Source organism: Isoptericola sp. NPDC060185, from assembly GCF_042728595.1.
Classification (GTDB): domain Bacteria; phylum Actinomycetota; class Actinomycetes; order Actinomycetales; family Cellulomonadaceae; genus Isoptericola.
This window is the reverse complement of sequence record NZ_JBHWYY010000004.1, coordinates 141,261-153,291: the sequence shown is the minus strand read 5'-3', so window position 1 is coordinate 153,291 and position 12,031 is coordinate 141,261. Positions and strand designations below refer to the sequence as shown.

13 protein-coding genes and 1 riboswitch are annotated in these 12,031 nt (G+C 75.4%); of the genes, 7 read left to right on the top strand and 6 right to left on the bottom strand.

Annotated elements, in window-relative coordinates:
- Positions 1 to 72 precede the first annotated feature (72 nt).
- Positions 73 to 339: a DUF4235 domain-containing protein gene (locus tag ACFWDO_RS03130; protein WP_380323020.1), complete on the bottom strand. Its 267-nt coding sequence runs from the start codon at positions 337 to 339 to the stop codon at positions 73 to 75.
- Between the two features lie 140 nt (positions 340 to 479).
- Positions 480 to 584: riboswitch (TPP riboswitch) on the top strand.
- A 72-nt stretch (positions 585 to 656) separates the two neighbouring features.
- On the opposite strand from ACFWDO_RS03130, the gene ACFWDO_RS03125 reads away from it, so the two are divergent.
- From ACFWDO_RS03125 to ACFWDO_RS03110, 4 genes are all read left to right on the top strand, one after another.
- On the top strand, positions 657 to 1,769 hold the full coding sequence (locus tag ACFWDO_RS03125; protein ID WP_380323017.1) for a thiamine ABC transporter substrate binding subunit: 1,113 nt from the start codon (positions 657 to 659) through the stop codon (positions 1,767 to 1,769).
- A gap of 137 nt (positions 1,770 to 1,906) precedes the next feature.
- Positions 1,907 to 3,562, top strand: a complete 1,656-nt coding sequence (locus tag ACFWDO_RS03120) for an ABC transporter permease (RefSeq protein WP_380323014.1) — start codon at positions 1,907 to 1,909, stop codon at positions 3,560 to 3,562.
- Positions 3,562 to 4,398 carry an ABC transporter ATP-binding protein gene (locus ACFWDO_RS03115; RefSeq protein ID WP_380323011.1) on the top strand — a complete coding sequence of 279 codons (837 nt, stop codon included), beginning with the start codon at positions 3,562 to 3,564 and terminating at the stop codon, positions 4,396 to 4,398. The genes ACFWDO_RS03120 and ACFWDO_RS03115 overlap by 1 nt, the downstream gene beginning before the upstream one ends.
- Positions 4,385 to 4,831 (top strand): hypothetical protein, encoded by a 447-nt coding sequence (locus ACFWDO_RS03110; protein ID WP_380323008.1) that lies wholly within the window; start codon positions 4,385 to 4,387, stop codon positions 4,829 to 4,831. Before ACFWDO_RS03115 ends, ACFWDO_RS03110 begins: the two co-directional genes overlap by 14 nt.
- 3 nt (positions 4,832 to 4,834) lie before the next feature.
- Here the strand turns inward: ACFWDO_RS03110 and ACFWDO_RS03105 are convergent, their stop codons facing one another.
- Together ACFWDO_RS03105 and ACFWDO_RS03100 are read right to left on the bottom strand one after the other, a co-directional pair.
- Positions 4,835 to 5,575 (bottom strand): response regulator transcription factor, encoded by a 741-nt coding sequence (locus ACFWDO_RS03105; protein WP_380323005.1) that lies wholly within the window; start codon positions 5,573 to 5,575, stop codon positions 4,835 to 4,837.
- The gene (locus ACFWDO_RS03100; RefSeq protein ID WP_380323002.1) at positions 5,572 to 6,816 is read right to left on the bottom strand and encodes a sensor histidine kinase; all 1,245 of its coding nucleotides are present in this window, start codon (positions 6,814 to 6,816) and stop codon (positions 5,572 to 5,574) included. Before ACFWDO_RS03100 ends, ACFWDO_RS03105 begins: the two co-directional genes overlap by 4 nt.
- A gap of 164 nt (positions 6,817 to 6,980) precedes the next feature.
- On the opposite strand from ACFWDO_RS03100, the gene ACFWDO_RS03095 reads away from it, so the two are divergent.
- On the top strand, positions 6,981 to 7,535 hold the full coding sequence (locus ACFWDO_RS03095) for a DUF6069 family protein (RefSeq protein ID WP_380322999.1): 555 nt from the start codon (positions 6,981 to 6,983) through the stop codon (positions 7,533 to 7,535).
- Here the strand turns inward: ACFWDO_RS03095 and ACFWDO_RS03090 are convergent.
- On the bottom strand, positions 7,477 to 8,613 hold the full coding sequence (locus ACFWDO_RS03090; protein ID WP_380322996.1) for a PrsW family intramembrane metalloprotease: 1,137 nt from the start codon (positions 8,611 to 8,613) through the stop codon (positions 7,477 to 7,479). The genes ACFWDO_RS03095 and ACFWDO_RS03090 overlap by 59 nt on opposite strands.
- 39 nt (positions 8,614 to 8,652) lie before the next feature.
- On the opposite strand from ACFWDO_RS03090, the gene ACFWDO_RS03085 reads away from it, so the two are divergent.
- Complete coding sequence (locus tag ACFWDO_RS03085; protein ID WP_380322993.1) at positions 8,653 to 9,267, top strand: dihydrofolate reductase family protein; 615 nt, start codon at positions 8,653 to 8,655, stop codon at positions 9,265 to 9,267.
- A gap of 30 nt (positions 9,268 to 9,297) precedes the next feature.
- Here the strand turns inward: ACFWDO_RS03085 and pgi are convergent, their stop codons facing one another.
- Positions 9,298 to 11,016 (bottom strand): glucose-6-phosphate isomerase, encoded by a 1,719-nt coding sequence (pgi, locus tag ACFWDO_RS03080; RefSeq protein ID WP_380322990.1) that lies wholly within the window; start codon positions 11,014 to 11,016, stop codon positions 9,298 to 9,300.
- Positions 11,017 to 11,120: 104 nt separating this feature from the next.
- On the opposite strand from pgi, the gene ACFWDO_RS03075 reads away from it, so the two are divergent.
- Positions 11,121 to 11,606: a DUF1269 domain-containing protein gene (locus ACFWDO_RS03075; RefSeq protein ID WP_380322987.1), complete on the top strand. Its 486-nt coding sequence runs from the start codon at positions 11,121 to 11,123 to the stop codon at positions 11,604 to 11,606.
- Between the two features lie 95 nt (positions 11,607 to 11,701).
- On the opposite strand, the gene ACFWDO_RS03070 is transcribed toward ACFWDO_RS03075, so the two are convergent.
- Positions 11,702 to 11,989 carry a hypothetical protein gene (locus ACFWDO_RS03070; RefSeq protein WP_380322984.1) on the bottom strand — a complete coding sequence of 96 codons (288 nt, stop codon included), beginning with the start codon at positions 11,987 to 11,989 and terminating at the stop codon, positions 11,702 to 11,704.
- Positions 11,990 to 12,031: the final 42 nt, after the last annotated feature.

Here is a 12,031-nt window from a genome sequence, read left to right as displayed (position 1 = left end):
GCCCGGGCCCGCGCGATGCGAGCCCGGGCCGACGGCGCTCAGTAGCCGATGATGCTCAACGGCGGGTGATGCTCAGTGGCTGGGGATGAAGCGGGCGGCCGCGCGCACGGCGCCCCGACGCGCGAGGCGCTTCGCGAGGACGGCGACGCCCCCGGAGACGGCCGCGAAGGTCACGGCCTGGACGATGGAGATCTCGTCGTCGTCCACGTTGGTGGGGGCGACGTTGCCGGTCGCCTTCTCCCACACCACCCCGATCAGCTTCTGTGCGACCCATCCGGCGGCGATCGTCAGCACCACCGTGCCGACCTTCACGCCCAGCGGCTGCTCGGTGTCCGTCACGTGCTCTCCCTCGGTCGGTCCCCGGCATGGCCGGTGCGTCGTCGCGTGCGTGCCCACGAGCGTCGTGGCACGTCAGGCATGTCACACCAGGGCGCCGCGGACGGGACCACGGTAGCGCGGCGCCGGTGTGTAGGCTCGTGGTGATACGACAGGGGAGCGCCCGCCGGCGCTGAGAGTGCGGAACGCCGCAGACCCTCGAACCTGACCCGGTTAGCACCGGTGGAGGAAGTCGGGAATCTCGTTCCCTGCGGGACGGCCGCACCACGACGGTGCCGGGTGCTCGCAGGACCCCCTTCTCGCACCCTGAGGAGGACAGCATGACCCGCAGGACCACGCAGCACCCGACCAGGCGCCGCCGGGCGACGGCCGCGGCGGGCGTCGCCGTCGTCGCCGTCGTCGCCGCCGTCGCCCTGCTGCCGCTGCTGGCGGCGTGCGGAGACGGGAGCGCGCCGGACGACGCGGCGAGCGCGTCGGACGCCGTCACGCTCGTCACGCACGACTCGTTCGCCGTCTCCGACGACGTGCTGGCCGCGTTCGAGAAGGAGTCCGGCCTCACCGTGAAGCAGGTGGCCCCCGGCGACGCGGGCACGCTGGTGAACCAGCTCGTGCTCACCAAGGACGCGCCGCTGGGCGACGTCGTCTTCGGCGTGGACAACACGTACGCGTCGCGGGCCGTGGACGCGGGGGTCTTCGAGCCGTACCAGCCCGCCGACCTGGACCCGCGGGTGGCGGCGTACGCGCCGGACGACCTCGACGGCACGCTGACGCCCGTCGACGTGGGCGACGTGTGCATGAACCTCGACGACGGCTGGTTCGAGAAGCACGACGTCACGCCGCCGGCCACGCTGGAGGATCTCGCGAAGCCGGCGTACAAGGACCTGACCGTCGTGACCAACCCCGCGACGTCGTCGCCGGGCCTCGCGTTCCTGCTCGCGACGATCGGGGCGTTCGGCGACGACGGCTGGCAGGGCTACTGGTCCGACCTGCGCGCCAACGGCGTCAAGGTGGCCGAGTCGTGGGAGGACGCGTACTACGTGGACTTCTCCGGCGCGGGCGAGGGCGGCGAGCGGCCGATCGCGCTCTCGTACGCGACGTCCCCGGCGTTCACGGTGAGCGACGACGGGAAGACCTCCACCACGAGCGCGATGCTCGACACCTGCTTCCGGCAGGTCGAGTACGCGGGCGTGCTCACGGGCGCCGCGAACCCCGAGGGCGCGCAGAAGCTCGTCGACTTCCTCACCTCGGAGGCCTTCCAGGCGGACGTGCCCGGGCAGATGTACATGTACCCGGCCGACCCGGACGTGGAGCTGCCCGCGGACTGGCAGAAGTTCGCCCCGCTGGCCGACAAGCCCTTCGAGGTGGCTCCCGCCGACGTGGCCGCGCACCGTGACGAGTGGATCGAGCAGTGGACGGCGACGGTCGTCGGTTGACGCGCCCCGTGCTCCGAGCCGCCCGCCCCACCGCCAGCCCGGCCCCCGGGGCGGCGCGGTCGCGTGCGGATCGATGGCGCGCGGATCGATGGCGCGCGGACCGCTGGGGCGCCTGGTTGGGGTGGGGTGCCGCCGTCGTGCTCCCGCTGGGCTTCCTCGCGATCTTCTTCGCCTGGCCGGTGACTTCGCTCGTCGTGCAGGGTTTCTTCACCGACACCCCCGCGGGCCGGGAGCTCGACCTGTCCGGGTTCGCGGAGGTGCTGTCCCAGCCGCGCACGTGGCGGATCGTCGGGCAGACGCTGGCGCAGGCCGTCACCGGCACGGTGCTGTCCGTGCTGCTCGGCCTGCCCGGCGCGTACGTGCTGTACCGGTGCCGGTTCCCCGGCCGCACGCTGGTGCGGGGGCTGGTGACGGTGCCGTTCGTGCTGCCCAGCGTGGTCGTGGGCGTCGCGTTCCGTGCGCTGTTCGCGCCCGGCGGCCTGCTCGGCTGGGCGCACCTGGAGGAGAGCTTCGCCGGCATCGTGCTGGCGCTGGTGTTCTTCAACTACGCCGTCGTGGTGCGCACCGTCGGCGGCATGTGGGAGCGCCTGGACCCGCGCGCCGAGCAGGCGGCCCGGGCGCTGGGCGCCACGCCCTGGCGCGCCTTCCGCACCGTGACGCTGCCCGCCCTCGGGCCGGCGATCGCGTCGGCAGCCGCGGTCGTTTTCCTGTTCTGCGCGACGGCGTTCGGCGTCGTCCTCGTCCTGGGCGGCCTGCGCTACGGCACCATCGAGACGGAGATCTGGACCCGCACCACCCAGTTCCTGGACCTGCGCTCCGCGGCCGTGCTGTCGGTGCTGCAGCTCGTCGTGGTGGGGGCCGCCCTGGCGGTCAGCTCCCGCGCCCGGGCCCGCCGGGAGCGCGCGCTGCACCTCACCAGCGACCGCGTCTCCACGCACCGGATGCGCCTGCGCGCGGGCGCCGACGGCTCGGACGTCGTGCCCGCGCTCGTGACGCTCGTCGTGGTGGCGGGCCTGCTCGTGCTGCCGATGGCCGGCCTGGTCACCCGCTCCCTGCACGCCCCCGACGGGTCCTGGAGCCTCGCCAACTACGCGGCGCTCGGCACCACCGGCGGGCGCAACGCCCTCACGGTCACGGTGTGGGAGGCGCTCGGGAACTCGCTGCGCACCGCCGCCTGGGCCGCCGCGATCGCCGTCGTCGTGGGAGGGCTCGTGGCCCTCGTCGTGTCCCGGCGGCCACGCCGGGCGGGCCTGCGGCGGGCCGTCGGGGTGCTCGACGCCGCGTTCATGCTGCCGCTCGGCGTGTCCGCCGTGACCGTCGGGTTCGGCTTCCTCATCACGCTGGACCGGCCGCTGGGCCTCGACGTCGACCTGCGCACCTCCGGCGCGCTCGTGCCGATCGCGCAGGCCGTCGTGGCGATCCCGCTCGTGGTGCGCACGATCCTGCCGGTGCTGCGCGCCGTCGACCCGCGCCTGCGCGAGGCCGCGGCCGCGCTGGGCGCCGCCCCCGGTCGGGTGCTGCGCACCGTCGACGGGCCGCTGGGCGCGCGGTCGCTCGGGCTCGCGATCGGGTTCGCGTTCGCCGTCTCGCTGGGGGAGTTCGGCGCGACGTCGTTCCTCGCCCGCCCCGACACGGCCACGCTGCCGGTGGTGATCTTCCGGCTGATCGGGCGGCCCGGGGCCGAGAACTACGGGATGGCGCTCGCGGCGTCCGTGGTGCTGGCCGTGCTCACCGCGACCGTCATGATGGTGGCCGAGCGCCTGCGGGGCGACCGGCCGGGAGGGGAGTTCTGATGGGGCACGACCGCCAGGAGGGGCTCGCCGTCACGGACGCCGTCGTCCGGTACGGGGCCACGCGCCGCCGGCCGGGATCGGTGGCCGTCGACGGCGTCACCATCGACGTCGCGGCCGGCGAGATCGTGGCGTTGCTGGGGCCGAGCGGCTGCGGCAAGTCGTCGCTGCTGCGCGCCGTCGCCGGGCTGGAGCCGCTGGCCGGCGGCACCGTCGCCTTCGACGGCGCCGACCTCGCGGGCGTCCCCGTGCACCGCCGCGGCTTCGGCCTGCTCTTCCAGGACGGGCAGCTCTTCCCGCACCGCGACGTGGGCCGCAACGTGGCCTACGGGCTCGAGACGCAGAGCCTGCCGCGGGCCGAGCGTGCCGCCCGGGTGGCCGAGCTGCTCGACGACGTCGGGCTCGCCGGCTACGCGCGACGGTCCGTGGCGACGCTGTCCGGCGGGGAGAAGCAACGCGTCGCGCTCGCCCGCGCGCTGGCCCCGCGGCCGCGGCTGCTGCTGCTCGACGAGCCGCTGTCGGCCCTGGACCGCCGGCTGCGCGAGCGGCTCGCCGTCGACGTCCGCGACACCCTGAAGTCCACCGGCACTACCGCCGTGTTCGTCACGCACGACCACGACGAGGCGTTCACCGTCGCCGACCGCGTGGCCGTCATGGACGCCGGCCGGCTGCTGCAGGTGGACGCGCCGGACGTGCTGCTGCGCGCGCCCGCCAGCACGCGGGTGGCGGAGTTCCTCGGCCTCGCGCCCGACGACGCGCCAGGCTCCCCGGACACGCCCGGTGCGGCCGGTGCAAGGACCGCCACGGTGACGACATCATCGGGGCATGACGTGGTCTGACTCCCCGCGAGGGCGCCGCGCGGTGGCGTGGTGCGTGCCGTGCCTCGCGCTGCTGGGCGCGTGCGGCCCGGGGAACGGCGAGGACGCCTTCGCCGCCCGCGAGCCGCTCCCGTCGTGTGGCGAGGTGACCGCACGCCCCGACCTCGGGGAGGGCGAGCCGAAGGCGGAGCTGACCGAGGCGTTCGCCTGCCTCGACGCGGCGTCGGCACGCGGCGAGGGGGCCGAGCTCCTCGTGCGGTCCCTGACGGTCGAGGGGGACCCGATCGTGGAGTACCACCGCGTCGGGCCGGGGATCGACGGGCTCGAGATCTACGTCGACGGCACGCAGGACACGTTCGGCGAGCGGATCTGGACCTACCGGTCGTGCCCGGACACGGTGACGGCGGCGGAGCCGCTCGGCTGCCCGGGCGAGGCGGTGCCCGCCGCCGGCTGAGCCCTACGCCTCGCCGGCGTCGTGCACGAGCAGGGCGACCTGCGTGCGGTTCTCCAGCCCGAGCTTCTCCAGCACGCTCGACACGTGCGCCTTCACCGTGGGGACGCTGAGGTACAGGCGCGCCGCGATGTCGGCGTTCGACGCGCCGCGGCCGAGCTCGACGGCGACGTCCCGCTCGCGAGCGGTGAGCGCGTCCAGCGCGGCGCGGGCGCGGTCGCGCGCGCCGTCCGACCCGGCGACGGCCTGCATGAGCCGCCGCGCGACGTCGGGCGCCAGCACCGGCTCGCCCGCCGCGGCCGCGCGCACGGCCGCGGCGATGCGGGCGGGCGGCATGTCCTTGAGCAGGTAGCCCGCGGCCCCCGCGCGCAGCGCGCCACCCACCTCCTCGGCGGTGTCGAACGTGGTCAGCACGACGACGGCCGGCGGCGACGGGCGGGCCCGCACCCGGCGGGTCGCGGTGACGCCGTCGACGCCCGGCATGCGCAGGTCCATGAGGACGACGTCGGCCGGGTGCGCGTCCAGGACGCCGGGCACGTCCGCCCCGTCGGCGGCCTCCGCCACCACGCGCATGCCGTGCGCGCCGTCGAGCATGAGCCGCAGGCCCGCCCGCACCAGCGCGTCGTCGTCCACGAGCACGAGCCGGACGACCGTCCCCGGGTCGTCGGTGCCGGTGGGGTCGGTGCCGGCAGGGTCGGTGCTGGCAGGGTCGGTGCCGGCGGGTTCGGTGCCGGGGAGCGTCGTCACGCGTCCCACGGTAGCCATGCCTCCACCGCGAAGCCGCGCGACCCGTCGGGACCCGTGGAGAGCGTGCCGCCCAGCAGCGTGGCCCGCTCGCGCAGCCCGACGAGCCCGGTGCCCGTCCCCTCGCCCACCGGGGGCGTGCTGCCCGGCCGGGCGCCGTCGTCGGCCACGCGGACCCGCACCTCGCCGGGCGCCGTCGCGACCGTCACCCGCACGGCCGAGCCGGGCGCGTGCCGGCGGGCGTTGGTGAGCCCCTCCTGCACCACGCGGAACACGGCCGTCGCGACGGCGGCGGGCGGCGCGTCGTCGGGCGCGGTGGAACCCGTGCGCTCGAAGGCGACCGTGGTGCCGGCGGCGCGGGAGTCCTCGACGAGCCGCCGGACGTCGTCGAGGCCGGGCACGGGCCCGAGGTCGTCGGGGCCGGCCCGCAGCAGCCGGATCACCTGCCGCAGGTCCTCCAGGGCGTCGCTCACGCCCGCCCGCACGCGGCCCGCGGCCGCCGCGAGCTGCGCCGGGTCGGCGTCGGGCCGGTACTCCATCGCGCCGGCCGTGGCGGCCAGGAGGGACAGGCGGTGCGCGAGGGTGTCGTGCATCTCGCGGGCGATGCGGGTGCGCTCGGCGGTCCGTGCCTCGGCGACGCGCTGCTCCTGCGCCGCCTCGGCCCGGCGCGCCCGATCGCGCAGGGACCACAGGACGAGGGCGCGCTCGCGCCCGTACGCGCCCCACCCGAACAGCGCGGCGTGCACCGCGACGTCGCACAGCAGCCACCAGCCGAGCGGCAGGCCCACCGGCCGCCACAGCGCCTGGACGGCGTGCCCCAGGACCCCCGCGCCGGCCACCCACGCCGCCGTCCGGACCGGGTACCAGCGCGCCACCTGCAGCGTGCCGACGGTCGAGGCGGGTGTCGCCGCCCCCGAGACCGCGGCGAGCACGGCGAGCGCGACGGCGGCCACCACGCTGCGGCGCGTGAAGAGCAGCGGGACCAGCGCGATCGCAGCGACCCCGACGGCGACGTCCACGCCGGCCGGCACGAGGATCGAGGCCGTCCCGTCGTGCGCTGGTGCCGCGCCCGCGACGGCGAAGGTGGCGAACGCCGTCAGCACGGCGACGAGCGCCCACGCCGCCACGAGGATCCCGCGCGGGGCGGGCGGCGGGCCCTGGTCGGACGGCGCCCACGGGTCGTACTCCGCCCAGCCGCCGGGCCGGGCCGGGGCGGGGTGCGGGGTGGTGCCGGTGCTGGTCATGACCGGGACGCTACGGCCCACGGCCCCCGGGCGACACCGACGAAAGTCGGGGGTGGTCCCGTCGGACGGCGCGACGACGACCGACGACGGCAGGGCGCGCGCGGGGCCCGCCCCGCGGGACGGTCGTCGTACCGGCAGGGAGCCGGCACCGAGGAGGGGACGACATGGACACGACGACGCACCAGACGACCTTCACGACCACGAGCAGCGTCACCGGCAACACCGACGGACCGGCCGGGCCGGCGGGCGGCCGCGCGGTGCAGGGCCGGAACCCCGGCGGTCCGGCCGGGCGCTCGTGGCGCGACCGGGCCTGGTGGAACCGCCCGCGGTCCGTGATCGTGGGGGCGGTGCTCGCCGGCGCGGTGGTCTTCCTGGCCGGCACGCCGGCCGGCGTCGACCCGCAGGTGCGGGCCGGCTCGGGGACCCTCGAGGTCACGATCTCGATGGTCATCGCCACGAGCCTCACCGCGGCGCTCGGCGGGTGGGGGGTCCGCGCGCTCCTGCTCCGCCGCCCGGGCGGAGGCCGCCGCGCCTGGCTCCTGGTGAGCGGGGCGGTGCTGCTGGTCTCGCTGCTGGGCCCGCTGGGGGCGGCGAACGCCGGCGCGGTCGTGCTGCTCCAGCTGGAGCACCTCGTCGTGGGCGGCGTGATCATGCTCGGCCTCAGCGGGGCGGCGCCTCGGGCAGGAGCGGGCCGAAAGCCTGCCGCGCCGCGAGCATGAGCACGAGGAGCGGCTCGCGCCGTAGCTCGAACGCCGGTCGGTCGACGAGCCCGCGCTCCGCGCGACGGTGCAGCATGGCGAGCTCGGTGGCCGCCTGCTGGTAGTCGCGCAGGGCGCGGGCCGGGCCCGGCCCGCCGGCGGCGCGCACCCGGTCGCGGGCGCGACGCCGGGCGGGCAGCGACGCGAGCATGGCGACGTCCGCCCCGGTCACGACCCCCGCCGCCCGGTACGGCGGCAGGTACCGGCCGATCGACGCCACGGTGCGGGCCCGGTCGGCACGCACGACGACGAGCAGGCCCACCAGGACGACGAGGCCCACCGCGTAGACGGCCACGGTGGCGCCCGCGGGGAGGGTCGCGGCCCCGTTCCACAGCGCGTGGTACGTGACGGCGCCGAGCAGGCCGAGCAGCACGGGGACCGCCCGCCGCAGGCCGGGGGCGGCGAGGGCCGCCGTCGCGACCCCGATGCCGGTCAGGGACGAGCACAACGGGTGCACCAGGGGGGTCGCGATCCCGCGGGCGACGAACGTCGCGGCCAGGGCGTCCGGGCCGGCGACCGTGTAGTAGTGGATGTTCTCCACGGTGGCGAAGCCGAGGCCCACCATCGAGCCGTAGATGATGCCGTCGGTCGGGCCGTCGATCTCGTGCCGGCGGAACCACAGCATCCCCACCAGGACGAGGCCCTTGAGCGTCTCCTCGACGAACGGCGCCCCGAGCACCGCCGTCACGACGAACCCCTCCTCGGGCCCCAGCAGCGGCGCCCACAGCAGGGTGAGCCCGGCCGTGTTGAGCACCATCGCCAGCAGCACTGCGACGCCGGCGCCCCACAGGAACGACAGGACGAGGGCGTCGGGCGGCTCCGGCTCGAGCCGGTCGAGGGAGAGCACGCCCGCGAGCAGCAGGGGCAGCGGGAGCAGGGCGAGCAGCAGCCCCTGCGCGAACGTCGGCCCCTCGGCGGCCGTCACCGCGAGGACCACGAGCAGGCACAGCGACGACACCGCGATCACGACGATGGCGCCCACCGGCGGGCGACCGGGCCGCCGACCGGCGAGGATGGCCTTCGGGTCGAGGGCTGCCATGGCCCTCGATCCTAGAACCCGCCCCGAGGAGGTCGTGCCGTGACCACGGTCGTGTCCACCCTGTTCATCTCGCTCGACGGGGTCGCGGAGATCGACCCCGCCTGGCACTTCCCGTACTTCGACGACCACATGGCCGCCGCCGTCGACGACGACTACCAGGGCACGGACGTGCTCCTGGTCGGGCGGGTCACCTACGACAGCTTCGCCGGGGCGTGGCCCGGGCGGGAGGAGGCCGGCGAGGCCGACGCGTCGTTCGCGAAGCGGCTCGGCGACATGCGCAAGGTGGTCGCCACCCGCGGCGACGCCGACCTCGGCTGGCGGAACGTGGAGCGGCTGGAGGGCGACCTGCCGGCCGCCGTCGAGGCGCTGAAGGCCGAGGACGGCGTCGAGAAGGTCCTCGTGCCGGGCTCGCTGTCGGTCGTCCGCCAGCTCCTGGCCGCCGGACTGCTCGACGAGCTGCGCCTGCTGGTGCACCCCGTCGCCGCCCGCCGCGGCGAGCGGCTCTTCGACGAGGGCGAGCCGATCTACCCGCTCACCCTGCTGCGCTCGGAGGCGCTGCCGACCGGCGTCGTCCGGCTGATCTACGCGCCGAGCGAGCTGCCGAACCACGCCGGCTACGAGGACGTCAAGGACAAGGTGCCCGGCGGCGAGTAGTCCGCCGGGCACCTTCTGGTGAGGCGAGGGTCAGGCGCGGTGCTCGCGGTAGTAGCGGATGAGCGCCTGGGTGGAGGAGTCCTGCGCGGCGAGCGCGGCGTCGTCGCCCGAGACGGCCGGCGCGATCTCGAGGGCGAGCTTCTTGCCCAGCTCCACGCCCCACTGGTCGAAGCTGTCGATGCCCCACACCACGCCCTGCACGAACGTGATGTGCTCGTACAGCGCGACGAGCTGGCCCAGCACGGACGGCGTGAGCGCGGGCGCCACGATCGACGTCGTGGGCCGGTTCCCGGAGAAGACGCGCGCGGCGACGATCTCCTCGGGCGTGCCCTCGGCGCGCACCTCGTCCGCCGTCTTGCCGAAGGCGAGGGCCTTGGTCTGGGCGAAGAAGTTTGCGAGGAACAGCTCGTGCACGTCGGCGCCCGGCGCCACGGCCTTGCCGTCGCCGGCGGCGTCCGCCAGCGGGTAGGCGGGCGTCGCGACGGCGATGAAGTCCGCCGGGATGAGGCGCGTGCCCTGGTGGATGAGCTGGTAGAAGGCGTGCTGGCCGTTGGTGCCCGGCTCGCCCCAGAACACCTCGCCCGTCTGCGTCGTGACCGGGGAGCCGTCCGAGCGCACGGACTTGCCGTTCGACTCCATCGTCAGCTGCTGCAGGTAGGCCGGGAAGCGGTGCAGCTGCTGCGCGTACGGCAGCACGGCGTGCGTGTGGGCGCCGAGGAAGTTGCCGTACCAGACGTTCAGCATCCCCATGAGGACGGGCACGTTGGACTCGAACGGCGTGCTCCGGAAGTGCTCGTCGACGGTGCGGAAGCCGGCGAGGAGGTCGCGGAACACGTCGGGACCGAACGCGATCGCCAGCGACGTGCCGATCGCGGAGTCCACCGAGTAGCGGCCGCCCACCCAGTCCCAGAACCCGAACGCGTTGGCCGGGTCGATGCCGAACGCCGCGACCTTGTCGAGCGCCGTGGAGACCGCGACGAAGTGCTTCCCGACGGCGGCCTGGCGGGCCTCGTCCGTGTCCTCGATGGCGCCGGCCGTGACCAGGCCCTCCCAGAGCCAGGCGCGCGCGAGGCGGGCGTTCGTCAGCGTCTCCAGCGTGCCGAACGTCTTCGAGGCCACGATGAACAGCGTGGTCTCCGGGTCGAGCCCGGCCGTCTTCTGCGCGACGTCCGTCGGGTCGATGTTGGACACGAACCGGGCCTCGAGGGCGTCGTCGCCGGTGCGGCCGTACGGCTTGAGCGCCTCGTAGACCATGACCGGTCCGAGGTCGGAGCCGCCGATGCCGATGTTCACCACCGTGCGCACCGGCTTGCCGGTGACGCCCGTCCACGACCCGTCGCGCACCTGGTCGGCGAACGCGCTCAGCTTGTCGAGCTCGGCCTGCACGTCGGCGTCGACGTCCTGCCCGTCGACCACGAGCGGCGGCTGCGTGCCGGGCGCGCGGCGCAGCGCCGTGTGCAGCACGGCGCGGTCCTCCGTCACGTTGATGTGCTCGCCGGTGAACATCGCCTCGATGCGCTCCGGCAGGTGCACGTCGTGGGCGAGCCGGACCAGCAGGTCCAGGGTCTCGTCCGTCGCGAGGTTCTTCGACAGGTCGACGTGCAGGTCGCCCGCGACGTGGGTCATGCGCTCGGCGCGGCCCGGGTCGGCGGCGAACCAGCCGCGCAGGTCGCCCCGGAACTCCTGGTAGTGGGCGTAGAGGTCGCCCCAGGAGGTCGTGGTGGTGGGATCGACGGGGGAGGAGGTCATGGGTCCAACGGTACTGACCGCCCGGCCCGGTTGCGCGGCCTGTTCACGCTGCCAGGATGACCACCAGCCGGGGACGGACCCGGCCTGGCGGAGGAGAGGGACGCATGGCGAATTTCACGGTCTGGAAGTTCGACGACCCGGGCGCGGCCGACCGCGCCTTCAAGGCCGTCAAGGGCGGCGAGGCCGACGGCCTGGTGAAGATCGTCGACCACGCCGTGGTGAGCTGGCCGGAGGGTGCGAAGAAGCCCGACACCCACGGCTCGCACGACGACACGGCCAAGGCCACCGGCTGGGGCGCCGTCTGGGGACTCCTGCTCGGCGCGCTGTTCTTCCTGCCGGTCCTGGGGGCGGCCGCGGGCGCGGTGATCGCCGGCATCACGCGCTCGCTGTCCGACGTCGGCATCACGGCGAAGGACCTCGAGAAGATGAAGGCGGAGATCGTGCCCGGCACGTCGGCGCTGTTCATCGTGACCGAGCCGATCGACCCCGACCGTCTGGGGGAGCGCCTGCACGGCATCGACGCGACCCTGGTCAGCACCAACCTCACCGACGCGGAGCGACGGACCCTGCTGGAGTCGTTCGGCCAGTGAGCCCCGGCCGGCCCCGTGCCGCCCGGCCGACGAGCCCGCCGCCTCCACGGGCCGGCGGGCTCGCCCGTGCCGTGGGGCCCCGTCCATCAACACCGTCAGGCGGGCTGCCAGCGGTTGCCCCACCGGCGCGTGAGCACCGCGCCGAACGTGTCGGCCAGCGCGTCGACCCGGTCGTGCACGGCGTCCGCCACCCGGTGCGCGGCCGCGTCGTCGTCCGCCGTGAAGCGCACCGTCACGCGCGCCCGTCCGCGCACCACCCCGACGTCGAACGACTCGACGGTCACGAGGTCGCGGGCCGCGGCGGCCGCGGCCGGCAGCACGTCCGCCGGGTCAACCCCGGGTTGCAGGAGGCCGACGCCGAGCGTCACGCGGTAGGAGGGCACGCGGCGATCCTGCCACCCGGCGACGACGACGAGCCGCCCCGT